This is a genomic window from Pseudoalteromonas sp. RW-H-Ap-1, assembly GCF_048318575.1.
In the GTDB taxonomy this organism is placed as follows: Bacteria; Pseudomonadota; Gammaproteobacteria; order Enterobacterales; family Alteromonadaceae; genus Pseudoalteromonas.
Genome location: NZ_CP166997.1, coordinates 611,705 through 637,145, shown reverse-complemented (window position 1 = coordinate 637,145; position 25,441 = coordinate 611,705). Strand labels below are relative to the sequence as shown.

19 protein-coding genes and 4 pseudogenes are annotated in these 25,441 nt (G+C 37.8%); 8 read left to right on the top strand and 15 right to left on the bottom strand.

All coding sequences use genetic code 11. The features are described 5' to 3' along the window. Positions 1 to 223: 223 nt before the first annotated feature. The 3 genes from AB8618_RS19195 to AB8618_RS19185 all read right to left on the bottom strand — a co-directional run bounded on the left by AB8618_RS19195 (position 224) and on the right by AB8618_RS19185 (position 2,599). Positions 224 to 691 carry a methylated-DNA--[protein]-cysteine S-methyltransferase gene (locus AB8618_RS19195; protein ID WP_413403063.1) on the bottom strand — a complete coding sequence of 156 codons (468 nt, stop codon included), beginning with the start codon at positions 689 to 691 and terminating at the stop codon, positions 224 to 226. Beyond that, a complete protein-coding gene (locus AB8618_RS19190; protein ID WP_413403062.1) occupies positions 688 to 2,040 on the bottom strand; it encodes a DNA-3-methyladenine glycosylase 2 family protein in 1,353 nt (450 codons plus the stop codon). The genes AB8618_RS19195 and AB8618_RS19190 overlap by 4 nt, the downstream gene beginning before the upstream one ends. Before the next feature lie 70 nt (positions 2,041 to 2,110). Beyond that, a complete protein-coding gene (locus AB8618_RS19185) occupies positions 2,111 to 2,599 on the bottom strand; it encodes a GNAT family N-acetyltransferase (protein WP_178957355.1) in 489 nt (162 codons plus the stop codon). A gap of 260 nt (positions 2,600 to 2,859) precedes the next feature. Here AB8618_RS19185 and AB8618_RS19180 point away from each other — a divergent pair, with 260 nt between their 5' ends. From AB8618_RS19180 to bfr (AB8618_RS19165), 4 genes and pseudogenes are all read left to right on the top strand, one after another. Continuing rightward, positions 2,860 to 3,714 carry a cation diffusion facilitator family transporter gene (locus AB8618_RS19180; protein ID WP_409425777.1) on the top strand — a complete coding sequence of 285 codons (855 nt, stop codon included), beginning with the start codon at positions 2,860 to 2,862 and terminating at the stop codon, positions 3,712 to 3,714. A gap of 275 nt (positions 3,715 to 3,989) precedes the next feature. Further along, positions 3,990 to 6,127, top strand: a pseudogene (locus AB8618_RS19175) (TonB-dependent receptor). Positions 6,128 to 6,347: 220 nt separating this feature from the next. Then, positions 6,348 to 6,820 (top strand): annotated as a pseudogene (gene bfr / locus AB8618_RS19170) (bacterioferritin). Between the two features lie 11 nt (positions 6,821 to 6,831). Continuing rightward, positions 6,832 to 7,296 carry a bacterioferritin gene (bfr, locus tag AB8618_RS19165; protein ID WP_008112262.1) on the top strand — a complete coding sequence of 155 codons (465 nt, stop codon included), beginning with the start codon at positions 6,832 to 6,834 and terminating at the stop codon, positions 7,294 to 7,296. 107 nt (positions 7,297 to 7,403) lie between these two features. On the opposite strand, the gene AB8618_RS19160 is transcribed toward bfr (AB8618_RS19165), so the two are convergent. The 8 genes from AB8618_RS19160 to AB8618_RS19125 all read right to left on the bottom strand — a co-directional run bounded on the left by AB8618_RS19160 (position 7,404) and on the right by AB8618_RS19125 (position 14,314). Then, on the bottom strand, positions 7,404 to 7,598 hold the full coding sequence (locus tag AB8618_RS19160) for a (2Fe-2S)-binding protein (protein WP_010389142.1): 195 nt from the start codon (positions 7,596 to 7,598) through the stop codon (positions 7,404 to 7,406). A 487-nt stretch (positions 7,599 to 8,085) separates the two neighbouring features. After that, a complete protein-coding gene (locus tag AB8618_RS19155) occupies positions 8,086 to 8,580 on the bottom strand; it encodes a GNAT family N-acetyltransferase (RefSeq protein ID WP_409425775.1) in 495 nt (164 codons plus the stop codon). A 280-nt stretch (positions 8,581 to 8,860) separates the two neighbouring features. After that, a complete protein-coding gene (locus AB8618_RS19150) occupies positions 8,861 to 9,346 on the bottom strand; it encodes a YcxB family protein (RefSeq protein ID WP_409425774.1) in 486 nt (161 codons plus the stop codon). A gap of 417 nt (positions 9,347 to 9,763) precedes the next feature. Further along, on the bottom strand, positions 9,764 to 10,978 hold the full coding sequence (gene arsJ, locus AB8618_RS19145) for an organoarsenical effux MFS transporter ArsJ (RefSeq protein ID WP_409425773.1): 1,215 nt from the start codon (positions 10,976 to 10,978) through the stop codon (positions 9,764 to 9,766). 9 nt (positions 10,979 to 10,987) lie between these two features. Next, on the bottom strand, positions 10,988 to 11,998 hold the full coding sequence (locus tag AB8618_RS19140; RefSeq protein WP_409425772.1) for an ArsJ-associated glyceraldehyde-3-phosphate dehydrogenase: 1,011 nt from the start codon (positions 11,996 to 11,998) through the stop codon (positions 10,988 to 10,990). A gap of 2 nt (positions 11,999 to 12,000) precedes the next feature. Continuing rightward, positions 12,001 to 12,504, bottom strand: a complete 504-nt coding sequence (locus AB8618_RS19135) for a dual specificity protein phosphatase family protein (RefSeq protein WP_178957375.1) — start codon at positions 12,502 to 12,504, stop codon at positions 12,001 to 12,003. A 14-nt stretch (positions 12,505 to 12,518) separates the two neighbouring features. Next, on the bottom strand, positions 12,519 to 13,541 hold the full coding sequence (arsB, locus tag AB8618_RS19130; RefSeq protein ID WP_409425771.1) for an ACR3 family arsenite efflux transporter: 1,023 nt from the start codon (positions 13,539 to 13,541) through the stop codon (positions 12,519 to 12,521). Between the two features lie 11 nt (positions 13,542 to 13,552). After that, complete coding sequence (locus AB8618_RS19125) at positions 13,553 to 14,314, bottom strand: metalloregulator ArsR/SmtB family transcription factor (protein WP_409425770.1); 762 nt, start codon at positions 14,312 to 14,314, stop codon at positions 13,553 to 13,555. 261 nt (positions 14,315 to 14,575) lie between these two features. On the opposite strand from AB8618_RS19125, the pseudogene AB8618_RS19120 reads away from it, so the two are divergent. Next, a pseudogene (locus AB8618_RS19120) lies at positions 14,576 to 14,776 on the top strand (transposase); the annotation flags it as partial. A gap of 270 nt (positions 14,777 to 15,046) precedes the next feature. Beyond that, positions 15,047 to 16,672, top strand: coding sequence for a methyl-accepting chemotaxis protein (locus AB8618_RS19115; protein ID WP_409425769.1), 1,626 nt, complete (start codon positions 15,047 to 15,049; stop codon positions 16,670 to 16,672). A 95-nt stretch (positions 16,673 to 16,767) separates the two neighbouring features. Here AB8618_RS19115 and AB8618_RS19110 read toward each other — a convergent pair whose 3' ends face one another. After that, positions 16,768 to 17,079 carry a hypothetical protein gene (locus AB8618_RS19110; protein ID WP_409425768.1) on the bottom strand — a complete coding sequence of 104 codons (312 nt, stop codon included), beginning with the start codon at positions 17,077 to 17,079 and terminating at the stop codon, positions 16,768 to 16,770. Positions 17,080 to 17,443: 364 nt separating this feature from the next. On the opposite strand from AB8618_RS19110, the gene AB8618_RS19105 reads away from it, so the two are divergent. After that, entirely contained in the window at positions 17,444 to 18,004 is a 561-nt protein-coding gene (locus tag AB8618_RS19105) for a TMEM165/GDT1 family protein (protein ID WP_413403054.1), read from the top strand. Between the two features lie 95 nt (positions 18,005 to 18,099). Here the strand turns inward: AB8618_RS19105 and AB8618_RS19100 are convergent, their stop codons facing one another. The 3 genes from AB8618_RS19100 to AB8618_RS19090 all read right to left on the bottom strand — a co-directional run bounded on the left by AB8618_RS19100 (position 18,100) and on the right by AB8618_RS19090 (position 20,760). Beyond that, positions 18,100 to 18,624, bottom strand: coding sequence for a DUF6436 domain-containing protein (locus AB8618_RS19100; RefSeq protein ID WP_409425766.1), 525 nt, complete (start codon positions 18,622 to 18,624; stop codon positions 18,100 to 18,102). Continuing rightward, entirely contained in the window at positions 18,608 to 20,074 is a 1,467-nt protein-coding gene (locus AB8618_RS19095; protein WP_413403052.1) for a methyl-accepting chemotaxis protein, read from the bottom strand. Before AB8618_RS19095 ends, AB8618_RS19100 begins: the two co-directional genes overlap by 17 nt. A 131-nt stretch (positions 20,075 to 20,205) precedes the next feature. Next, complete coding sequence (locus AB8618_RS19090; protein ID WP_409425764.1) at positions 20,206 to 20,760, bottom strand: isochorismatase family protein; 555 nt, start codon at positions 20,758 to 20,760, stop codon at positions 20,206 to 20,208. A 159-nt stretch (positions 20,761 to 20,919) separates the two neighbouring features. Between AB8618_RS19090 and AB8618_RS19085 the strand changes: the two are divergent. Then, positions 20,920 to 25,418, top strand: a pseudogene (locus tag AB8618_RS19085) (EAL domain-containing protein). Positions 25,419 to 25,441 lie beyond the last annotated feature (23 nt).

Below are 25,441 nucleotides of genomic sequence, written 5' to 3'. Positions count from 1 at the left end.
AAATTTGGAAACGCTATTTTATTTAACCTGAACTCTGGTTAAGAGATTTACTAACATTTTGAATCAAAAATGATATTTGTGCTTATTTTTCTCTAGCTAGCGATTTTTAGTGAAAACAAGGCGAAATTACGCGTCAATAGCTCGCCTATTGCAAGTAAATTTAACGCAGTTAGCGCTGAAAGTAGCTGCTTGAGATGGATTTATTAGCCGGAGTTCAGGTTATTTATTTTGCTTCATGCTCTAGTAACCATTGCTTGCGCTCTAAGCCACCGGCATAACCAGTTAGCTTTTTATTTGCACCAATGATGCGGTGACACGGCACAATAATACTGATTGGGTTTTTACCATTTGCAGCCCCCACCGCCCTCACTGCTTTAGGATTATTTAATTGTATGGCAATATCTTTATAGGTTGCCACTTTAGCAAACGGTACGCTTTGTAATGCCTGCCATACGCTTTGCTGAAATGGCGTACCGCCAGTATCAAGCTCTAAATCAAACTCAGCACGCGTATGAGCAAAGTACTCATTAAGCTGCGCCACACAAGATAAAACATGTGAATTAGTCACCTTATTTAAAGGCGTACTGATATAACCGGTCGGTGGATAAAATCCCACATAACTAATACCGTTTTCAGTTGCCTGAATAATAATATCGTCAATCGGGCTGGGTAAACTGGTTTGCACTATCATAATTGCTGCCAAAGTTGAAAAGTTAAGTAAGATCGAAATGGTGCACAGTTCGCAGATTCAAACGAGCTTGCTGCCGCTTTGGCTTTTTTAACCCCTAAATCACCATCAAGTAAAATATCCGGTTGGCTTTGACCGCGCAGTTTTGCGTAATTAACCGTCCAAGGGCCAATTCCTTTTAAAGTAAGCCATTGGTCTAAATCATCCTCCTCGGGATGAGTAGCACAAAAATCAGCAAGATTATGCAGTGCATTTTTACGTGCCTGCGGCATTTTAAAAAAAGTAAAGTCACTGCCTGCCACTACTTTAGGTGCTGGAAAGTACACATTTCCTTCTTGCTGATCTGCAAGCTGATCCACCAATTGAGTCACTAAATTGTGCGCCGCAGTCACACTCACCTGCTGACCTAACACAGCGCGAATACCCGCTTCAAAGGTTGACCAAATACCTGGTAACCTTAAGCCTTTAGTAAGTGGAAATGCATTATTAATATGCTCGTTTAAATGCGCCTCAATTAAATAAGTATCAGCATCTAAATCAAGTACACGGCGAATGTTGTTAATAACTGGCTGTAAATATTGCGTATTATCTATATCGATTTGCACCCGAAAATGATGTTTATCTGCAATAAATTCAGCATTAAAGCGGCCTCTACACGATTTATAAGTAAAAGTACGCCCATAACTGGTTGGCGATAACCACTCTATTGGCTCTATTAGTCGTTTTGCTAAAAACCCATGCAATGCCTGCCAGTTATACGGCGGACGAAAAGGCAAAATTAAGGTCAGCCCAAGATCAGTTGGGTGCTTGGCGGTTCTGAGCACTGAGGGCGCGATATTAAGTTGTTTTAAAAAAGCATCATTGAATCGTCTTACACTTTTAAAGCCGGAGGCAAACGCTATCTCGGTAAGCGGTAAGCTGGTTTCTTGAATCAATTTTTTTGCAAAATGGCATTGGTTAAATAACCGATATTGAGTAACTGAAACACCAAAATATTGAGAAAAAAGCCGCCTTAAATAGCGGCTGCTTATTCCTAAACGCGCGGCAAGCACTTCACAATCACACTCGTTATATTGATCAATTAACTGTTTAGCACGCAATGCCGTGGTTTTTGATCCCAGCCAAGCAGCACTACCTGGTGCACTATCGGGCCTACAACGTATACAAGGCCTAAACCCTGCTTGCGCAGCAGAGTGCGCAAACTGATAGTAGGTTACATTTTTTTCATGCGCAGTGGGCGCAGGGCAAATTGGCCGACAATAAATGCCTGTGGTTTTTACCGCTACATAAAAAAGCCCATCAAAACGCGCATCGCGGCTCTGACGCGCTTTTTGCCAATGCTGATTAACCATAAATTGCTCTTATAAATTATGTAGCGCTTAGCTTAACAAAAACTAGATATAATACTGGCCATATTCGGTACTAATCTTTGTTTGCAAAATCAATCAATGCCTGACCCGTTAAACGATATATAATCCATTCATTCTGAGGCTCAGCGCCCATGCTATTATAAAAATCAATCGCGGGTTTATTCCAATCAAGCACTACCCACTCAAAGCGGCCACAGTCTTTGCTTATTGCTCTGTTTGCCAGCTCTTTCATGATTGCTTTACCGGCACCATTTCCACGGCTATCTGGGCTAACATATAAATCTTCTAAATAGAGACCATTTTTACCTAACCAAGTAGAGTAGTTGTAAAAATACACTGCAAAACCAATCGGCTCACCATCTTGTAAACAAATTAAACTGTGCGCTGTTGCGCCGTCGCAAAAAAGTGTATCTAAAATGGCTTGCTCATTGGTTTTAACTGCATCTGGCTCTTTTTCGTAAATGGCAAGCTCATTAATAAAATGCAGAATTGTTTTAGCATCACTTGGCTGTGCATCGCGAATTTCTATTGCTGTGTTCATTGTTATTGATCCTTTAAAAACTGCTTTTATGCCTATTAAATTTAAAATAAAAAGTGCCTAAATAATTATGATAACTTAAGCAATTAATACATTTATTTGTACCCTAGCATATCGTTTTTATATTCAATACGTAACTATCACGGGCTTATTTAAATTTAGCCATTAGGGTATCTAAAAAACAAATTAAAACAGCGCTTTTATAAATGGTTAAAAGTTGTCATTATGAGAAAAAAGTAAAGCAATAAGGGAGTTTAACTAAAATGGGTCATGGTCACTCACACAGTCACGTTGATGATAACCAAAGTGATAAACAGCTCACTCTTGCCGTATTTATAAATGTTTTACTGACGGTAGTGCAAGTTGTTGGCGGCGTATTTTCTGGCAGTCTTTCATTAATTGCCGATGCTCTACATAACCTAAGTGATGCGGCTTCTATTTTTATCGCCCTCGTTGCCCGAAACATTGGCAATAAGCAGGCTGATACAACCCATCATTTTGGCTACAAACGTGCAGAGATACTAGCAACCCTTTTTAATAGCACTACATTAATATTGATCGGTGGTTATTTAATTTTTGAAGCGATAAATAGTTATTTAAACCCCCAACCAATTAACGGTTGGATTATTGTGTGGGTTGCTGCCTTTGCGCTACTCATTGATTTAGTCACTGCGTTATTAACTTATAAAGCTGGCGCTAAAAACAATATGAATATAAAGGCAGCGTTTATTCATAACGTATCGGATGCAATGGCATCAATAGTCGTTATTATTGCGGGTACTTTAATTATTTTATATCAATGGTATGTAGTTGATTTAATAGCGACCATTTTAATATCACTATATGTTATTTATCATGGTGTATTATTACTTAAAGCGAGCTGCAGTATTTTAATGCAAGCAGCCCCCATTGGTTTTGACCAGCAACTTATCAGCAAAAAATTACTGCAACAGTTTGCCATTACGCAAATAAAATCTATAAAAGCATGGCAACTGGACGATACTACTACTCACTGTGAAATTGTGATGCAAACAGATACCCCTATTGAGCTTAACGCCATCAAAAACTATTTACATGATGAATTTGCAATTGAGCACTGCGTAATTGAGTGCTATTAACCTCGGTGTGATTCTACAAGGTGCCTTGTAATTAAAACTGATCGTATCTTTATTTTAATGCCTTGTGCAACATAACGCAGAAGGCCTGCTAACAATAATCCACTATCGGTACGAGTAAAACATCTATTTTTAACACAACGTTATATTCAAACCTCTATTACCCTCTCAATAAATGCAAATAGAAACAATTATCATTAACCTTGCGTTTACTTTAAATTACTCTTAATATTGCGCCCATCATTAATACACTTAAACCATTCAAACGAAGGACCCGCATGTTTAAAACATCTCTGAGCTTAATAGCATTAATAGTCAGTGGCGCCAGTATTGCAGACGAATCAACGATCCAAAGAAATTTAAATCAAACAGAAATGGAGCACGTTATTGTTTCGGGTAGTCGTGTTTTTGAAAGTATTGATGAGGTCCCTGCTTCCATAACTATTATTAGTCAAAAACAAATAGAAGCACATTTAAAAGTTAATCCAGAATTACAAAGCCTTTTAGCACAAATGGTTCCTGGCCTTGCTCCAGATACTGGAAGCTCAAGTAATTCAGGGCAAACTTTACGCGGGCGTGCCCCACTGGTTATGATTGATGGGGTGCCACAATCAACACCACTGCGTAACGGATCATTAGGCGTAAAAACCTTAGATCCAAGCGCAATAGGTCGAATAGAGGTCATTAAAGGGGCAACGTCAATTTATGGTAACGGCGCATCAGGCGGAATTATTAACTATATTACCAAACAAGCACAAAGCGATGGGCAAACCCAAGGTGAAATAAGCTTATCGAGTCGTTTTAGTGCGGTAAAACTCGAAGAAAGCGCAGGCGCAAGGGTATCTGCAGCATTTAATGGTCGTGCAGATAAATTTAGCTACTTAGTAACTGCAAGCTATGAAGAAAACGGTGTACAACGCGATTCGCAAGGCGATGTTCTCGGTTTACAATATGGTTTATCTGATGCCGTTACACAAAATTACTTCACTAAGCTTGGCTATGACTTTGATGATGAAAAGCAACTCCAATTTAGCTATAACTACTTTAGTTCACAACAAAAAACCGATTTAGGCGATGTTGTTGGTGATATGAGCCAAGGAGAAAAAACCTACGCCATTCATGTGCCGTCAGAATTACAAAAACAAGGTAAACCCCAAGGGCCAGAAGGCAACGAAAATATAACCTTAAAATACACCGACTACGCACTGCTTGAAAACACACAAATGACGTTAGACCTCTATACGCAAGATATAGAAAATGTGTTTTTCTTCTCTCCAAGCCTTGCCAATCATGATGAGAATTATCAAGGTGGTCAATCCGTTATAAGCTCAGAAAAAAAGGCGCCAGAGCAACTTTTAATACCCAGGTAGACTTTGACTCAGTTGAAGCGTCATTTATTTACGGAATTGATGCGTTAAATGATGTGACTGCACAACCCCTGGTTGATGGTCGTGTTTGGGTGCCAGAAATGGACATGAAAAGTGTCGCGGGCTTTTTACAAACTAAGTGGGTCATCGCTAATGACTTAATAATAAAGGCCGGTGTACGCAAAGAAAATATCGACCTTAGCGTAGACGATTATCGCACGCTTAAATTATGTAAAACAGCCACGCAATGCTCTGTGCCAAGTAGCGTAAAAGGCGACACGGTTGATTACAATGCTACAACCTATAACGTGGGCATTAAATACAATCTAGATGAAAGATTCAGCCCCTTTTTAAACTACTCACAGGGATCTGATATATCAGATATTGGCCGCCTACTTCGCTCTGCCACAGTCAATGATATAGGCCTTATTCAAACACAAGCTTCAATTATCGATAATTATGAAATTGGTTTTAACTCTCAATTTGATGCAGTTCGTTTAGAAGTCGCAGCATATCGAAGCACCTCTGAGCTTGGCACTACAAACAAATTTAATGAAGTAACGGGTGTTTATGAACCGGTTAGAGCACCTCAAAAAATTTGGGGTTATGAAGCCTTAGTAGACTACACCATAAACCCATCTCTTAAATTACTGGCAACGTATAGTTATGTAGAAGGTAAAAATACTGAAGCCGATATATATTTAGGCTCTAAGCAAATCAGTCCACCAAAAGCCACAGCCAACCTTAACTGGCAGCCTACGGATACCCTGTCACTAACATTAAGTTACTTGTATGTGGGTGATAGAAAACGCTTTGAACCTAATGTTAATAGTAAGTATGTTGGCGATCAGGGGCCTGTCGATAACTACACTGTTTTTAATTTAAGCGGTCAGTATCAGTTTGCAGATAACTGGCAAGGTTTTATCGGGATAGAAAACTTATTTAATCAAGACTACTTCCCTGCCCGTGCGCAATCTTACACCTATGGTGGATACAACATTAAAGGTTTAGGTACAACGGCCACAGTGGGTGTTACTTATCAATTTTGATCACTTACGCGTTTATACTTTTACGGTATGAACGCGCTTATACCCTCAACTAACTTGCTGATCTAAAATACAAATAACAACTTGTCCATTTATTAACCAGCAATGCAAACTTAAACGAGAATCAAACTCAATATTAACCATATGATTTATAAGTAAATTACTTGCAATTCTGTGCCTATATACTAGACTAGCCACAATTAGAATTTTTAGGATAAGCGCTATGAAAGGTAATCAAAAAGTAATCGACGCCTTCAATACATTGTTAGCTAACGAATTAGCTGCTATTGACCAGTATTTTATTCATTCTCGTATGTACGACGATTGGGGCTTAAACAAACTTTATGAGCGTCTTAACCATGAAATGGAAGAAGAAAAAGATCACGCTGATTGGCTAATCAAGCGTATTCTTTTTTAGAAGGCGTACCAAACATGACTAAACGTCGTGATCTGTTAATTGGTGACGATGTAAAAAGCATGATGCAAAACGACTTAACCTTAGAACTTGAAGTGGTTGAGTGTGTTAAAGAGGTTATTGCTATCTGTGAACAACAGCAAGATTATCAATCTCGTGAAATTTTAGAAAAGCTATTATTTGATACCGAAGAAGATCACGTTTACTGGTTAGAGCAACAACTGGGTCTGATTGATAAAATTGGCACTCAAAACTATCACCAAGCTCAAATGGGCGAATAAGGACTTATATTATGAAAGGCGATAAAGACGTTATTGCAGCGCTAAATAAAGTACTTGCTAATGAGCTTGTGGGTATTAACCAATACTTTTTACATGCACGCATGTTTAAAGATTTTGGCTTTAGTAAACTAGACAAAGCTGATTACAAAGTATCGATACAAAAAATGAAAAACGCCGATCGTTTAATTGAGCGTATTTTATTTTTAGAAGGCCTGCCTAACCTTCAAGATTTAGGACGCTTACGCATTGGTGAAAACAGCGAAGAAATGATTGCCGCTAACATGAGCTTTGAACTTGATACAGTAGATGAGCTACGTGCTGCGATTAAACTAGCTGAAAGTAAAAAAGATTACATTAGCCGTGAAGCGCTCGATAACATTTTAAATGAGCAAGAAGAGCAAATTGATTGGCTAGAAACACAGCAACTACTGATCAAAAATACTGGGCTTGAAAACTACTTACAATCGCAACTGTAAATTAAAGTTATAAATACAAAAAAAGCAGCTAAGGCTGCTTTTTTTATGTTTAATTTTTAAATGTTAAACCAATTCGTTTAGATAGGGTCTACTTTTGTAAATTACTATTAAGCCACTTGATCGGTTATATCTGCAATTTGAATCAGTTTACGATTGAGGATCTTTTTAGTACAGCAACAACACTTACCGCATTGGCTGCCCACTTTAAGCTCTTTAGTTAGCTCGCGCATGGTAGTAGCACCATCGTCGATGGTTTGCTCAATTTTTTTATCGGTCACACCGTGACAAAGACAAACATACATGAATACAAACAACTCTTAATTTCATTTAGTGGGTTTATATTAATCTAAACGAAAATAGTTATCAATTGGTTTTTGATCAAAAATTAAATTTTATTTTTTGTGTGGCCAACGCCACTTAAATTGAGAATTCGCGGCAGCTTGAGAATTGTTTGAATTTCATTCGAGGTATGGCACTTAAACTGAGATTTATTAGCTAAAGTTTCGCCTTGAATTTAAGTAGATTTAGATTTAGGTAAATAGTTGAATGATTAAAATGAATTATATTAAGTCTGTTGGGTGGCGCCTTCGGCTTAACCAACCTACATTTTGACGCAGGTCGGATAAGTGGCGGAGCCACGCCATCCGAAAAATGATAAATTTACCAGAAACAACCTAATTCACCACGTTAGCTATATATAACTGCTTTGTACTGTAAGTTAAACCACTCTATACCGACTATCGCTGAGTGCCATGAGCAGACATTGGTAACGCCCACCACAGCCTCTTGTTAGGCATTCGTGATAACAAACTCGTGGTAGCCTTCTGTTTCAGGAGGGTCAACTTTATCAACACGCATAACATTTAATTTAGCAAACAAACTATTCCAAAATTTTAACGCTAAACTATCGTTTAAGTGGACTGCTACATGCCACTGATTTGTTTCAACAGGCATCAAATTTTGAATAACAAATTTGGCAATGCCTTGTTTTCGGTATTTGGGTAGAATAAAAATATCAGCCAACTCAGGTATTTCTTTGCCGACGATCTCAGTTGGTTCTACGGTAGCAAAACCAGCAATTTGGTTAGAAACGAGTACAAGATAAATAATGCAGTCTTCCTCACCACGAACTACACATTCTAAATACTCTTCATCAATATCATAGCAACCATCTAAACCAATATCTTCTAAGTCAAATATACTTTGATGGTATTGATAAAACTGCCACAACATTTTTATTGCAGCGATATCAGTTGATTCAGCTTTTCGTATTGTAGTGTCCATTTTATACCTATTTCCTTATATGTGGTCCGGCATTAGCTTTCACTAAAGGGATGAAGATTCGCCAGTAGTTATCTTTAAAAAATATCATATTATTAAACGAAAACTACTCGAAAATAACAACAAAAATAAATTTTAAGAATGGATTGAAAAAAACGCCAATAAGCTAATAGTCATATGGATAAAACTTCACGTCAAACAAAGAAACTCGACTGACTGCTTATCGCTCGTAGCTGAACTTCATAAAAGTGCCATCTGCTGACCGTTGTAACCTTAATTCTTTTTAAGTAAGTGCCGCATACAATTTCAGTTCTTCTAATTGTGAATCCGTTAGTCTTGAGTTCGGGATTACCATAGAGCCTTTTTTCAAGTTAAAGAATATATTCTGTGGAAAAAAATCTACTGAGGTCAGCTCTTCCCACTTTATTCTAAGTGTACTTTGTCTGGAGCTTCTTTCAATTTGTTCTTCATTAATTGTGAAGTGGTAAGTGTCTTGTAGCTTTCTCTTTTTAGCAAACGCAAGAGCTATTGGCGGCATAAGAATACTCCCAAATAAACACGGTATAGCATAAATTGAGGTGAGCACAATTAGACTAATGCCCCACCAAGAAAAAACGACCTTGAAATAGAAAAGAACTAAACCAAATAAAATTAATATTCCAGTCGGTAGATATGTATGAAGGTTTATGTTTGGCATAACTGCCAATTTTTCTTTAATAGCTGATTTATATTCTGAATCAGAGTATTTAATTGTTAATTCAATGCTCATCCCTGTTTTTCCTTGTTATACCTAACTATTTAATAATGCCCTCATCGTGCCTATTTCTATCGATGCCACGTTAATTTATCTACTTTATATGGTTTTAACAAGTTACCTAAGCTAATGCTATTACTAAGATTTATAAAACTTTAAAATAAAGTTTTATAAATCAATACTCGCACGTCACTGAACATCTTAAAAGCGCTAATTGCAGTCATTCAGGTATAACTCGTTTCTACCCAAAAACGCTTTAGGGTAAATACTTTATAGGTGTCTTTGAGCTGACTTATACGTTCACTCATATAGAAAGGCAATAGTTATGTGCCACAATGCAACCATTAAGCTAAAAGCTTATTACCATCATAGGGTAGTTAACTATCCCTGACGGATGAGTGTCATAGGATAGTTATTAAATCCGCTATATGCTTATTTAGTTGCTGTTGTTGGTAACTTTGTTGAGAAAAGCCCAGCCAGTGTAATAAATACAAACGATATCGCTAAACAAGCCGCTAACCCATATAGCTGAAAAATCCAGCCTGACAATACTGTACCAATCAAACGCCCCATCGCATTAGCCATATAGTAAAAGCCAACATCAAGAGAAACACCGTCGGCATCTGCCATGCTAACAATTAAATAACTGTGTAGCGATGAATTAATGGCGAACAGTACACCAAACAACATTAAACCAGCAATGAGCACTGTTTTTACTTGCCAATTATAATACAGGGATAAAGCGATACCTAATGTAACCAGTGCCAGTGAACTCGCCCATTTGGTTGTTTCTATAGCAGGCGAAAACCCTTCTTTGAGATTCATTACCTTAGGTGCGATAGATTGTACGAAACCGTAGCCAATCACCCATAGTGCCAAGAAGCCGCCTACCGTCCAATGATCCCAATTAAAGGCTTGCGATAAAAATACGGGCAGTGCAATCACAAACCAGACATCACGTGCACCAAACAAGAATAGTCGTGCAGCCGACAAAAGGTTAATTGAACGACTTTTTGAGAATATATCGGTGAACTTAGGTTTGCTCTTCGCTTTTCCTAAATCACTTTTTAAAGCGTAAAGGCTGTAACACCATACAAGTACTAAACCACCCGTCATCAACAGCATTGCACCTTTAAACGATAATAAGGTTAACAGTAAACCACCCAAGAAAAAGCCAACGCCTTTTAATGCATTTTTGGAGCCTGTTAATATAGCTACCCATTTGAAAAGTGTGCCTTCTTGCCCATCGGTAACCAACGACTTGATAGCACTTTTAGCGCTCATTTTATTTAAGTCTTTGGCAATACCAGAAAGCGCTTGGGCAATCATCACATATACAACTGTTAGCCATTCAGGGGGAACAGCTAGCATGAGCAAGGCAACAATTTGAATAGCCAAACCAATGTTCATGGTTTTATTTAGCCCTAAACGAGCACCTAAGAAGCCGCCAACCAAGTTGGTTACAACGCCAAAGATTTCATAAAACAAAAACAACATAGCAATACTAAGCGGGCTATAACCTAACGCATGGAAATGAAGCACTACTAACATACGTAGTGCGCCATCCGTTAAGGTAAATGCCCAATAGTTGCCTGTGACCACGAGGTATTGTTTAATATCGTCTGATAATGATGCCAAGCGGTTCATAGTGTCACATTACCCTTTTATTGATAGACCAACTTTAAGAGTAAGCTCAGCTGTTCTATTGGCGTATCCCCACTCGTTGTCATACCATGTATACAGCTTCACCTGAGTGGTGTTGACGACCATTGTTGATAGCGCATCGATAATGCTAGAACGCGGGTCAGTTTTATAATCGATAGATACTAGCGGCTTTTCTTCATAGCCCAAAATACCTTTTAACTCGCCTTCAGCCGCTTCTTTCATCCAAGCATTAATTTCAGCTTCCGTTGTTGGACGCTCAACTTCAAATACACAATCAGTTATTGATGCATTTGCCAGTGGTACACGAACGGCGTGACCATTTAGTTTGCCTTTTAATTCAGGGAAAATATGGGTAATAGCCGTTGCAGAGCCCGTAGTGGTAGGGATTAGGCTCATGCCACAGGCACGCGCTCTGCGTAAATCTTTGTGCGGAGCATCTAAAATGGTTTGAGTATTGGTAATATCATGGATAGTCGTCATCGAGCCGTGTTTGATGCCGATTTTATCCTGTAATACTTTTATCACTGGTGCTAAGCAATTTGTGGTGCAAGACGCTGCCGTTACGATTGAGTGTTGTTCAGCATTATAAAGGTGGTCGTTAACCCCCATCACCACATTGAGTACGCCTTCTTCTTTCACTGGTGCAGTGACCACCACCTTCTTAACACCTTGATCTAAGTAGGCTTGCAGCAGATCGGTTTTTTTCATTTTACCTGATGCTTCAATGACGACATCACATTCAGACCAATCCGTATCGTTAATTGCTTGATTTTGAGTGACCCGAATAGCTTGACCGTTGATTATCACATTATTGTCATCATTAGATACATCATGTGACCAAGTGCCATGCACTGAATCGTATTTTAATAGGTGTGCCAGTGTTTCTGCGTTGCCAGCAGGATCGTTGATTTGCACAAACTCAATATTTTGCCAACCAAAGGCTGCTCTAAGCGTTAATCGGCCCATGCGGCCAAAACCGTTAATACCAATTTTAATTGTCATGGTTAAACTCCTACTTTTTGATATTCATTAAAAAATGAAAGTTGCACAGGATTAGAAAGCGCCTTGGGGCGTACTTTCTGTACTTGGTTAATAATGCTTGTCTTGTTGTAACCTAACTCATACATCAGTATGCCAATCACTAAGCCCGTGCGACCTGAACCGCCTTTACAGTGCACAGCTATCGTGCCCTGATTACGCAAAATAGCTAACACGTCATCAAGGTGAGATTTGAACGCCGTTGCAAAGTCATTATTAGGCGCATCATCGTCTAAAATAGGTAACTGAAACCATTTTATGCCTTGTTCGTTACAAACTTGAGGAAGTGTTTCGGCCTCGTTTTTCTTTATTTCTGCGTCATACATCAGAGTAACAATCGCTTGTGCTCCCGCATCTTTTAGTTGCTTTACCGATGTTGTTAAATCAACCTCTTTCGTTCCTGGGCATGGCGTAAATATAAAACTAGCGCCATTATCAAGTGTCAGTTTGTCATAAGGGTGCATTTGCATAAGAATCCTCTTAATTATTCGTTAAACCAATGTTTTGTTCTGTTTACAATCGCTACGAGAGATAGCATCACAGGCACCTCTACAAGTACACCAACCACGGTTGCTAGCGCTGCACCTGAATGCAAGCCAAAAAGAGAAATCGCTACAGCTACAGCCAACTCAAAGAAATTTGATGTACCAATTAAGCACGATGAAGCTGCAATGTTATGTTTAAGCTTGATTTTTAGCGCAATAAAATAGGCAATGATGAAAATGCCATACGTTTGAATAACCAGCGGAATCGCGATTAGCAAAATATTGAGTGGTTGGTCTAAAATAGTGTTAGCTTGAAAGCCGAACAACAGCATAACTGTGGCTAATAAACCAATGACAGAAAATGGTTTTAACTTTTCTAACAAGGTTGTGATAGTTGTTTCATCACGACCTGAGGCATTTAAGTGCTTTCTCGTCAATATCCCTGCAATTAAAGGCAGTAATACGTACAACACAACCGAGGTAAACAAAGTTCCCCAAGGCACATGAATATCCGATACCCCCAGCAGTAATCCAGCAAGTGGGGCGAATGCAAAAATCATGATAATGTCGTTAACCGATACCTGAACCAAGGTATAGTTTGCATCGCCTTTAGTAAGTTGTGACCAGACAAATACCATTGCCGTACATGGCGCTACGCCAAGTAAAATCATTCCTGCGATATATTCTTGCGCAGTTTCTGGTGAAACAAAATCGGCAAACAATCCTTCAAAGAAAAGCCAACCCAATGCAGCCATAGAAAATGGTTTGATAAGCCAGTTAATCACTAAAGTTAACACCAGTCCTTGTGGATTTTTACCCACCTCTTTAATTGTTGAGAAATCTATTTGTACCATCATGGGGTAGATCATTACCCAAATGAAGATGGCAACGACGATATTAACATGTGCCACTTCGAGCTCTGCGATTGCTTCAAAAAGCGGCGGGTAAATAACCCCTAATGAGACACCAGCAGCAATTGATATAGCGACCCAAACAGATAAATAGCGTTCAAAAATTCCCATAATAATACTCCCTAGTTACAGCAGCTTGCTACACGCGTGGGACGATCACCCATCGCATTTAATCTGGCTAGCTCTTGTTCAATGAAAATGGGATCATTCACTACCGTAGATGTAATAGTTTGCTTCATCCACTCTGGTAGTGTTGGATTGATCGAATAAAAAACCCATTGCTGGTGTTTTCTATCGGATAAAATGCCCGTTTTTCTAAGTTGTGCTAAGTGACGAGAAACTTTAGGTTGGCTCTCTTCACTCAAAGCAGTCATTAGCTCACAAACACATGCTTCACCCTCAACAGCAATAATTAATAGACTTTTCAAACGAATATCATCAGCTAGCGCTTTGTAAAAAGTAGTTGGTGTGATTGGCGCTAGTTTTTGCTTTTCTTTTGTTAGCAAAAACATTTTGAGCCGTTCATTTAGCTCTTGTAGTGTTTTTTCAAACGGATTGGCTTCTTTGCGGGAACGAGGTTCAGGAAAATCCCACGCAAGGCAATTAGTGCCATTAACTCGGCTATCGCACTCTTTTGCCGCTTTATCACACAGGGTAATAACAAAATCAAAATGGATATTGCTAACTTCATCAAGGTGTTTTGAGCATAAACCATCGGTACGCAACCCAAAGTGTTCAATAGCTGACAGCGTTCGGCTGTCCACATTATTTGGCTCAGTACCAGCGCTGTAAACCTCGTACTCACCTTTACCATGATGTTTTAACAACGCCTCGGCCATGATAGATCTAGCCGAGTTTTCAGTGCATAAAAATAGAACTTTCATAACCACCCCATAACAATTTAGTTATATAATAAATTTATTATATAACGGTTGCAATAGTAATTATTGAAAAAGAAATTAATAGGAATATTGTTTGAACGATACTGTCAGTCTGTGCTAAATCATTTTTTTCATTAAAGTTTAATGAACGCCTTTTTTGGGTAAGTTTTCCATCATTAAATTGATGCTTAGAAACTCTGTTGGGTGGCGCCTTCAGCTTAACCAATCTACCTTTTGACGTAGGTCGAATAAGTGGCGAAGCCATGCGATCCTCAATCATCTTGGCAACGAGGTTCCAATCAAAATACAAATAAGTTATTAGGGCGATACTTTCCTAAAAGCACTAACTTAAATGAGCGTTCTCAGATAAAATTAAACCAAGTTGCTATCCAATTTAATGAGAGGCCGCGAAAAATACTAGAATACGAAACACCTGCGGAGCGATTTAAGCTGTGTGTTGCATAGAATGGTTTAACTCACAACGCTAAGCGGAACTTCAATCAAAACATAACTTGCTTGGCGTCTTGCAAACAATGGCAAGCTTACCTTTCCCTAACTGCAGTAAAGATAATAAAAAATTGATGGAATTTTACTAGAAAAAACTTTTTAGATGAAGCAAGCGTTATTAGCTTAAAACACATAATAATTTTTAAACTTGAATAATTTACTGTAAAATTCAGTAAAATTTTTTATCCATATTATACTTTTTTATTATTGCTGTAATTTTGGATAACTATGTTAAACAATTATTCTGTGCGTAACCGTTTAGCCGTGCTTGCATTGCTACCAATTATGATTTTTTTAATTACATCATTTTTTTCAATAAACACAATGGGAAGGTTAGTAGCAGGGATTGATAGTTTATACGACGACCGTGTCGTACCACTTAAGCAAATTAAACATGTGTCAGATAATTACGCTGTAAATATTGTTGATTTACTTCACAAGTATCGTGCTGACTCCATTACCAAACCAAAACTCTTAGCAAATATTAATGATGCTAGAAATACAGCTGATAAAGAATGGAAAGCTTACTTGAGCACAAAGCTAACAGCTGAAGAAAAGCGCTTGGTGGATAACGTTGAAAAGAAACTAAAGCCTGTGCTTATGCATTTGAATAATTTGATTGTAAGCATTAATAATGGTGAGTTTTCATCACTACCACAAAATAAATTTGTTTATGAGCTTTACCAATTATTTGATCCGCTTAGTGCCAGTTACCAGGCTTTAATTGATTTACAACTTAAAGAAGCGAGTGACTTTAGAGTCAAAGCTGATGAAAATTATAAATTAATAAAGTTAATAATGAGTGCCACGATCGCAATATTAATTTTACTATTACTGATTGTTGCCTACTTTATTTACTGCTCGATACAAAATCCATTAATGTCATTACGCGATACCATAACGAATATTGCAACCAATGCCGATTTAACAGCTCGTGCTAAGGTTCAGGGTAAAGACGAAATTGCAGATACCGCATCTAACTTTAATGATATGTTACTTCGGATCCAAGATTTAGTAAAAGATATGGCAGGAGCAACACTAACACTTGCTTCGGCAGCTGAAGAAATGAACTCTATTAGTATTCAAGTAGCCAGTACAGCAACCCAGCAAGAGCAACAATCAGCCATGATTGCAACTGCAATTACCCAAATGAGTAGTGCAATAGAGCAAGTTGCTCAAAACGCTCAAGTAACCTCTGACAAAGCTACAAATGCCGACATAAAAGCAGGTCAAGGGCAGCAAGCTGTTGCTGATAATATCGAGTCAATAAATACGCTTTCAACTTTGGTTAATACAAATACGCAGCTTATTACAGATCTAAATACACAAACCAATGATATAAACCAAGTTGTGATGATGATTCAAGGTGTGGCTGAGCAAACAAACTTGTTAGCTTTAAATGCAGCCATTGAAGCAGCAAGAGCTGGAGACTCTGGTCGTGGATTTGCCGTTGTAGCCGATGAAGTAAGGCAACTTGCCCACAACACTCAAAAAGCAACCGCTAGTATTAATGAAATGATTACAAAACTACAAGGTATGGCTCAGCAAGCAGTTAGTGCTATGAGTAACGCTGAAAGCAGTGCCAAAGAAAGTGTTGACCACGCTAATTATTCTTCACAGGTGCTCAGCGAAATTAACCAAGAAGTCACCGAAATTGCAGATATGAATACTCAAATATCAACCGCAACTCAAGAGCAAAAAATGGTCGCAAATGAGCTAAGCAGCAATATTAATGAGTTTAGCGCGAGTATTACTTCGGTTAGCGAAAGCTCGCAACAAAATGCTCAAGCATCGCAAGAGCTCGCACAGCTTGCGGCAATGCTACAAGGAAAAGTCAATGTATTTAAAGTTTAGGTGCTTTCATTTTGGGGCATGTTAGCGCTTATACTTTAAATAAAAACCTTATATGCCATCATTTAAAATTATTAAATGATGGCAACTTGGTTACTTTAAGCGCTAGTTTGATTAGACAATATACTTATCCAATCACTGGGGTTTGAGAGTATAAACTGATATGAGCTACCATCTTGCGTGAAAACCTCTATCGCATCAGCTGTTATTGGCACAAGGCCTGCGCCCTTGCCTTTACATTCAACCACTTTTAAAATTGTATCGCGGGAAATTGTGCATTGTTCTAACCCCAACTTTTCATTAAAAGGTTCAAAATTTAAGTCAGTTTGCGTGATCCAAAACTTTCCGTCGGCTTTCATAACTCCATTTTGAATGGTTGCCATTGTTGATTTAACAATTGTTGCTTGCATATTTTAATTCCTTTACACGTGTATATAATTTCAAATTGCTCAACTTCCATCTGTTTATTATTACAGCTAACTTTATAGCTCAAAGCAAGTTTATTTGTGCACTAACGTCACAAAGCAACCTATTAAATTTAAAAGTTACCCGCATATATTTACCTGCTTTAAACTTTGTGGAATAATCGCCTTCCTCTTAGGGGAGTAGCCCGCTCAGTAATGAGTAAACTTATCAACATAATTGCACCTTATGTGCATGGTAAGTTTGTAATGTTGTAGCAAGCGTTATCGGCGAGACCTAGGTAGACACTATCCTCATGGCGGGAGATAGCTGTTTGCCTTGGTTTAGTATTCCCGCCTGAAGATTATATTAATGGATATTTTTTTAACCTCTACCGTCACTGTTGCCCTTGCCGAAATTGGCGATAAAACTCAACTTCTATCGCTATTACTTGCGGCACGTTTTCATAATAAAATAGCGCTTATTTTAGGTATTCTTGCCGCTACTATAATCAATCATGGTTTATCTGCGTGGTTTGGTGATTGGTTAAGTAGTAATTTTGCTGTTGAATACTTACCTTGGGTAGTCAATATAAGCTTTATTGTTGTTGGCTTATGGCTGCTTATTCCCGATAAAGACGAAGACGTTAGCCACAAGTACGATCGTTATGGGGCATTTTTAATGGCTTTAATTTTATTTTTTATCGCTGAAATTGGCGACAAAACTCAAATAGCGACTGTATTATTGGGTGCACAATATCAATCCGTTTTGTGGGTAACAATTGGTACAACTCTTGGTATGATGATCGCAAATGTACCTGTTATTTATGCTGGTAAGGCATTACTAAAACGGATCCCGTTAAATACAGTAAGAGCTATTGCCGCCACTGTATTTGTATTACTAGGTGTTTATGGCTTAATAACCATGGTGTGATTAAGTAACCTACAACAAAAAACGCTTACCTAAAGTAAGTAAGTAAGCGTTTCAAAAAAGTATAAGTAGCCATCATAGAATAGAATGAGCCTCTTTTATGCTCGGTTAATACAATAGCACCCTTTTGTGTTGGCAATTAACAAAGATGAGTTAAAACCAGCCTGTAAATTACTTATCACGGTCTCTACAAACCCGCTACCTTGTGAACAAGCCAACCCTTCTGATAAAGGGCCTGCATAAACAAACTCACCATTTTTATCAATTAAAACTGCGGCTGGCGTTGCCGGAACCACTGACTTTAGTTGGCTATTGAGTTTAAATGTTTGTACCTCAACGCCCTGATTTTTCGCAAAGCGCTGTAAGGCTGATAAGTGCGGTTTAGCTTGTATGGTACAGCCACAATTATCTTCAGTGATAATAAGTAGTTGCGCACTATCTTTGTTCTGCCAAACAACGCGTTCTTTAAATTGCGAAAACCAGTTATGGCGCTCAAGCATTTTATTCTCATCAAAAGGCTTTAATTGACCAAGTTGAAAATACACTAAGCCCGACACCACAACCACAAACCACACACCAATCAATGCAAAAATAAAGTAGCGCTTATTAGTTAAATTTTGCAATACTTTGCTCTAATACATCGATACTGACATCAATCATTTGTACCTTAGCGGTAAGTTGATCAACAATTTTTCCGTCTTCATGTTGGCGTTGACGCATTTGATCTGTGCTTGTTGCAATCTGCTCAGTATTGCCAGCCTGTTCAGCAACTACTTGCGCAACTGAGTCAGAACTTGTGGATACGGCCTGTATTTGCTCGCTCATTGACGAGATATTCTCTTTCATGGTGGCACTAATTTTCGTAAGATCTACAACAAACTCAACACACTGATTCATAGATTGTGTTGAAGTACGGCTGTTATCCACTAAATCTGTTAATGTAGATGCTATTTTAGCTGTTGTTTTCTGGCTGTTATTCGCTAAAGAACGAACCTCATCTGCAACTACAGCAAAACCACGACCATGTTCACCGGCTCTAGCAGCTTCAATTGCGGCATTTAACGCTAGCAAATTAGTTTGATCAGCTATACCTGATATCTCATTCAATAAGCTTGTAATTACATCTCCAGCAGCCACTAAATGACTTAATTGCTCTTCGGTATTAGTTAATAACGTGAGCAACTCTTTACTCTTACTGTCTGTTTGTAACACTTCTTGTAAAGCAACATGGGCAGAGTCGGTAATATTGCTCACTTGCTGCTTTAAAATATCGCTTTCTTGCTCGACCAATTTAAAACCATGAGCAACTTGTGAACCTGAATTAGCTATATCATCAGTTTGTGTATTTCGGTGCTTAGCACTGTCTGCCAGCTCATCATGAACATTTATTAACTCTTGGGAGTTATTTTTTAATGAATCAGATTGCGTTTGCACCTGTTTTATCACGTCCGATAAGTATTCTAGTAGCGTGTTAAAACCTACCACGGCACTGCTATCTGTATCATCTGCTCGCATTGAAAGTTTTATTTGATTTGGGTCTTGCATTATTTGCTCTGTGGTATGACTTAACGACAAACCAGCTTGGCGTTCACGCTTTAATGTCACTGCAATAAAGCCAGCAACAAACGCTTCAACAATGGCATAGGCTGCATGAATAAGAACAGTTGAAAAAGCTAAACGATCAGGGTCGAAAACATAAAACCCAGTATTTTGAGTCTGCAGGTAGTAAAAAGATAAATGATGAATTGCCACAAACACAATAGCCGTAATAAAAACTCGCCATTCAACAAACATTATCAGCATGGCTAAGAAAATAAATATTTCGAAATGGACCTCAATAAGGCCATACGCTTGCTGAATATGCAAAAATGAAAACATCATGATTGCAGCAGCGACAACATGAGGTGTAACTTTACTTTCGGGTTGGGTTTTTAATAACCAAATAGGAAGCAAGCACAAGGGCAAGCCGACCAAAAACGCCTCTGTTAGTGTATCGAAATAAAGGCCGATACCAATAGACTCGACAAACAAAAAACAGAATATGATTGTAAACAACCGACTCACACTAGACATAAAAACCTTAATTAATTTTGTAATAAATTAAACACGCTGGTTGTTAGTATAGCCCTTAACAACTGGCAATTTTTTATTTTAAATCAAGCCGAACATTATCAATTAGGTTGATTTAAAATTTTTTTAGTGCGCTACTTAACAATTGATAGTATTTGTTTAAAAGTAGACGTCCCTGCTTTTTTTGTCCATTGGAATATTATTGTTTCAGCACATGATATTACTGCTCCTGCTTGACGAAGCTGCTCAACGGCAATGGCTTTGTGCTCTGCATTTCTTGAGGCTATTGCATCTGTAGCAACAGTCACTGCATAACCATGTTGTAATAAATCTAAACAAGTTTGTAATACACAAACATGCGCCTCTGTACCAATAACTACTACATGAGGGCGCTGCAATAGCGAAATAGTATCTAAGAAACCTTCTTCAGCACAGGCACTAAAGCTTAATTTTTCAATATACTGCGCGCTAGGTAAAGCTTGCTTTATTTTCTCATCACTTTCACCTAGCCCTTTTTTATAATGCTCTGTAATTATTGAAGGAATTTGATGAATAGCACTTGCATTTGCAAGTTGTAAAGCACACTCTAGAGTCGTATTAAATGAAGCGATGGCCGGTGCCAGTTTGCTTTGCAAATCGATGACTAAAAGCACGCTGTGCTCTGAGTTGATATTTTCTCTAAAATTCATATGGAGTCCTTTGACTTTTGCTAAACTGACTTTTAACACCCACAAAAAAGCAACAATTAATTCACACCCATGGTGCTTTTTGTAATTTTTGAATTAAACTCATGCTATATTACACCAATACTAAATACCAACCTTGTCGGCCAAAAAGGGTAAGTGCTTTTGAGTAAGTTTTTCTTCGTTGTTTACATATTTTTATTAGTTTGGATGCAACAGAGCTTTGCTTCACAAACTTACTCTGAACAACTACAACATATTTCTATCAATGAACAACTTTCGCAAAGCTTTGTAGTAAAATCTGTACAAGATGATATTGGTTATGTGTGGGTAGCCACTTCACAAGGCCTGTTTCGGTTCGACGGTTACCAGGTTACCCTCTACGAAAGCCCTACAGGTTTAAAAAATAATTATATAGTGAATATCTACAAAGCTAATAACGGTAAATTATTAGTTAGCACACAACTTGCTGGAAGTTATTTAATTGACCCAAACACATTAAATGCTGAACAAATATACTCAGGTCACTTAAACCAAGACCAAGAAAAATACTCTCCGGTTGTCGCAGTTGCTGAGCAACTTACACATTTTTATTTTTCTATTGATTCACACGTATACCAGTTTGATAAAAAAACAAATAAGTTATCTCTTGTCATATCTTTGCCCAATGAAAATATGTTTATCCGTGCGTTGTCACTTTACCAAAACACCTTATATATTGGTTCAGATCAGGGCCTATACGCTTATAACTCCGAAAGTAGCGAACGCCAACAAATAAAACTTAACGACACGAAAAAAGTTACTAATGATGGTAACAACGTAAAATTTCTGTCTATAGACGAGAAACTTGGATTGTTGGTTGGTACGGTTGAAGGAATGTATCGGATTGCTTTTGATGAAAATAAACATATAGATCCTGCAGCATTATCAACACTTATTAGTGATTATAATATTTGGGATTATGTAAACACACCCTATGGCGAATTTATTGCTACAGAAAGTGGTTTATTTGAGTTTGACAGAGCAACCTCGGAGCTCACTCATATTTTAAATTTTAAAGATAGTAGCTACAACATTACTGAAAACACAATCAACGATATTATGTTTGATGAATCTGGTTTGTTGTGGCTTAGTTCAAGAACTCATGGTGTATTAACATGGGCCGCACAAACAAAGAAATTCAAAAAAATCACCCTACCTGAAAATAATATTGTAAATGTTATATATCAAGATACACCGCAACTGCTCTGGATAGGCACTGACGACGGGCTTGTTCGTTATAACTCAAAAACAAAAACGAGTGATTTATTTTTACAATCTAAAGATAATAAAGCTGCTTATGGTTTATCTGCTATCGGAGATATTTACTCTGCCAAAAGTATAGGCAACAACTACCTTTGGTTAGTGACTTTTTTGGGCTTGAGCTTTTTAACAAAGAAACAGGCGCATTTGAACAAAACAAATTTATTACCGAGCATAATCTAAACACTGACTATTTATTTGGCCTTGCGCAGGTAGCACCCAATACATTTGCTTATATTAATAATGATAACTTCTATATTTTTGACGGTTACTCTGGTGAAAATAGAGTTATAAAAGGTCTAAAAGAGCAAGTATCTCCTTTACAGGCATACGCATTTCATACCCCATCAAAAGCTTACCCCGATGAATTGCTATTAAGTACATCTGACTCGCTTTATCGATATAATGAAGCAACCGGCACTTTAACTACAATTTTTAAATCTAAAACAGCAAAAAATAATCTTTTTCATACAGTAGAAAACTATTACTTAGATTCAAAACGTGAATTACTTTGGTTAGCAACCACACAAGAGGGCTTAATTGCCGTTAACACTAAAACTTACGAGCAAGTTCATACTTTTGATAAAAACAATTCATTAAACACTAACTCTATTTTCGAACTTATTGCTGATGATAATGATTTTTTATGGGTTAGTTCCGATAATGGGCTATATCGACTTAATTTAAATACGTTAAACATAACCACCTATACAATAAAAGACGGTTTAAGCAACAACCACTTTACTGCAATTGCTGCACTAAAATTACAAAATAATGAGCTCGTGTTTGGAAATCGTAGCGGTGTACTGCAGTTTGACCCTTATCAATTTAAAAGTGGCCAAAAAAACACCCAAAGTAAATTAGCGATCACAAATATTAATTTGTTTTCAGAGACGCTCAACTACTCGCCTGACAAATACCGTAATGAACCGTTAAAACTAAAGCATGATGATATGGGGTTGACGGTTAGATTTTCTAATTTTGATTATAACAATATAGGTAAAACCTACTACAAAGTAGAGCTGAATGGTCCGTCATCTTTAAGTTATAACGACTTAAAATCTAATCAGGTGTTTTTTACTAAATTACAACCAGGTGACTATGAGCTATCAGTGTCCACACAACAACGAAATGGGGTTATTACCAGCGAGCCCGTAGTGCTTAAGTTTAGTGTTGCATATGCTCCTTGGCAGTCTCCTATTGCCTACGCATGCTATTTCCTCGCAGTGACCATAATTCTGTTTTTATTTTTTTGGCAATACCGTAGCCGTAAAATGGCGATTGAACGCGCCCACCGTGCAGCTATTCACTCTAAAACTCAAACTGAATTAGCATTAAAGAGTAACAAGAGTGGCGTTTGGAACTACAGTTTTATAGACAATACTGTTAATACCGCCAGAGGAACGGAATTAGGTTACGAGAATTTATCGAAACGTATTGATATAAGCAGATTTTTTAATATTATGCATCCTGATGAACGCCGCAGAATACAAAGCAAGTGGGATGCATTTATAAAACAAACTCAACCACAAGACTGGCAAGCAACTTACCGATTACGCCACAAAGATGGTCATTGGTTATGGTTTCATGACCTTGGGCAAATTATTTATAATCAAGATAGCAAAAAGCCTGAATATGTATCTGGTATTTTTACTAATATTACCGAGCAGTTAGCAAACGAACAGCAAGCAAAAATACTTGGCGAAGCGTTTAGCCAAATCAATGACTTTTTACTTATTCTAGATGAAAACCTTGTACCTTTCTCAGCTAATAATAGCTTTATGGAGGTATTCTCTGATGATGGTGAAGAGGGAGCTGTTACTACTGAGCTATTTTTAAAAGCGATTGGGCAAACTAAATGCAAAGAATTTGCAACCACGTTAAAGGCATTGCAACCCAAAGAAAATTGGCGAACAAATGCCTATGTTAATACTACAAAAGCACAGCAACACCCTATTCATATAAGTGCCACTGCAGTCGCTAATGAAGAAGGTAAAGTTGGTTATTATGTAATTGTAATTACAGACTTAACCGAACAAAAACGTGCTGAAAATGAGTTACGTTATTTGGCCAACTATGATGCGTTAACTGGGCTACCTAATCGCAGCTTAATGAATCAAAAAATTGAAAATGCCATTACAAAGGCCGCTAAAAACGACTTACAATGTGCGGTTATATTTATAGATTTAGATAAATTCAAACCTGTGAATGATTCGTTTGGGCATGCAGTAGGCGACAAGTTACTGTGTAACATTACTGAACGAGTTGCCTTATACCTAGGTGACCACGCGACTTTTGGACGCCAAAGTGGTGATGAGTTTTTAGTCTTAATCGAGAACATTACTTCTATGTCTTCTCTGCAGCACACACTTAACGAAATGAGTAATGAGCTCGCAAGCAAAGTTATTATTGAAGACTTTTCTATTAATATATCTGCCAGTATTGGTATTGCCTTATATCCCCATGATGCATGCTCAACTGATGCTTTGATCCGTAATGCAGATATCGCTATGATGCATGCAAAACAAGCAGGTCGGAATGGATTTCAGTTTTTTAATGAAAAAATGAATGAGCAAATTAAACAAAAACTTATTCTTGAAAATGACTTAAAAGATGCCGCAAAAGATAACCAATTATTTAATCATTACCAACCCGTGGTTAATACAAAAGATAAAACAATAAGTGGTGTTGAGTTATTGATGCGTTGGGAAAACCAAGGAAAACTTATCTCTCCGGCTTTATTTATACCGGTGGCAGAAGAAACTGGCCTAATTGATATGCTTACTGAGCAAGCATTGCAACGTGCAATCACAGAGCTTGAGCCTATCCTTAGCGTAAACCCACTGTTTTATATTTCGTTAAATGTATCACCAAAGCATATTTTAAAGGCCAATATAACCGAGCGACTGAGCGCTATACTTGAGAAAGCCAGTATTAAACCACAGCAAATACGCCTAGAAATCACAGAAAACACGCTGTTAGAAGATAAGTACAAAGCAGCAAAACAACTTAAAAGTCTTCAAGCTGCAGGATTTAAACTATTTCTTGATGATTTTGGTACTGGCTATTCATCACTCACTTATTTGAGTCAATTTCCAATTAATGTAATAAAAATTGACCAAAGCTTTGTTAATAGTATTGGCATAGACAAAGGTGACGAGTCGATTATTAAAACTATTTACTCGCTTGCTGAAAACTTAGAGTTATATTGTATTGCTGAAGGGGTAGAGACGCGGGAACAACTAGACTTTTTAACAAACATAGGTTGCTATAAACTTCAGGGTTACTATTTTGCTCGCCCTATGAGTGCCAGCGATTTAATGAGCCCTGCATGCTTTGAGAAGATTATTGATTTAATCTAAACCTAAAGCGACTTAACCAAGTC

What these genes read in the sequence shown, in the direction of transcription:
- AB8618_RS19115 (WP_409425769.1), top strand. Translation starts at nt 15,047, where the DNA reads ATGTTAAACAATTATTCTGTGCGTAACCGTTTAGCCGTGCTTGCATTG.
- bfr (WP_008112262.1), top strand. Translation starts at nt 6,832, where the DNA reads ATGAAAGGCGATAAAGACGTTATTGCAGCGCTAAATAAAGTACTTGCT.
- AB8618_RS19135 (WP_178957375.1), bottom strand. Translation starts at nt 12,504, where the DNA reads ATGCAAATGCACCCTTATGACAAACTGACACTTGATAATGGCGCTAGT.
- arsJ (WP_409425773.1), bottom strand. Translation starts at nt 10,978, where the DNA reads ATGAACCGCTTGGCATCATTATCAGACGATATTAAACAATACCTCGTG.
- AB8618_RS19110 (WP_409425768.1), bottom strand. Translation starts at nt 17,079, where the DNA reads ATGCAAGCAACAATTGTTAAATCAACAATGGCAACCATTCAAAATGGA.
- AB8618_RS19195 (WP_413403063.1), bottom strand. Translation starts at nt 691, where the DNA reads ATGATAGTGCAAACCAGTTTACCCAGCCCGATTGACGATATTATTATT.
- AB8618_RS19180 (WP_409425777.1), top strand. Translation starts at nt 2,860, where the DNA reads ATGGGTCATGGTCACTCACACAGTCACGTTGATGATAACCAAAGTGAT.
- AB8618_RS19105 (WP_413403054.1), top strand. Translation starts at nt 17,444, where the DNA reads ATGGATATTTTTTTAACCTCTACCGTCACTGTTGCCCTTGCCGAAATT.
- AB8618_RS19160 (WP_010389142.1), bottom strand. Translation starts at nt 7,598, where the DNA reads ATGTATGTTTGTCTTTGTCACGGTGTGACCGATAAAAAAATTGAGCAA.
- arsB (WP_409425771.1), bottom strand. Translation starts at nt 13,541, where the DNA reads ATGGGAATTTTTGAACGCTATTTATCTGTTTGGGTCGCTATATCAATT.
- AB8618_RS19155 (WP_409425775.1), bottom strand. Translation starts at nt 8,580, where the DNA reads ATGGACACTACAATACGAAAAGCTGAATCAACTGATATCGCTGCAATA.
- AB8618_RS19140 (WP_409425772.1), bottom strand. Translation starts at nt 11,998, where the DNA reads ATGACAATTAAAATTGGTATTAACGGTTTTGGCCGCATGGGCCGATTA.
- AB8618_RS19125 (WP_409425770.1), bottom strand. Translation starts at nt 14,314, where the DNA reads ATGAAAGTTCTATTTTTATGCACTGAAAACTCGGCTAGATCTATCATG.
- AB8618_RS19185 (WP_178957355.1), bottom strand. Translation starts at nt 2,599, where the DNA reads ATGAACACAGCAATAGAAATTCGCGATGCACAGCCAAGTGATGCTAAA.
- AB8618_RS19190 (WP_413403062.1), bottom strand. Translation starts at nt 2,040, where the DNA reads ATGGTTAATCAGCATTGGCAAAAAGCGCGTCAGAGCCGCGATGCGCGT.
- AB8618_RS19090 (WP_409425764.1), bottom strand. Translation starts at nt 20,760, where the DNA reads ATGAATTTTAGAGAAAATATCAACTCAGAGCACAGCGTGCTTTTAGTC.
- AB8618_RS19150 (WP_409425774.1), bottom strand. Translation starts at nt 9,346, where the DNA reads ATGAGCATTGAATTAACAATTAAATACTCTGATTCAGAATATAAATCA.
- AB8618_RS19095 (WP_413403052.1), bottom strand. Translation starts at nt 20,074, where the DNA reads ATGTCTAGTGTGAGTCGGTTGTTTACAATCATATTCTGTTTTTTGTTT.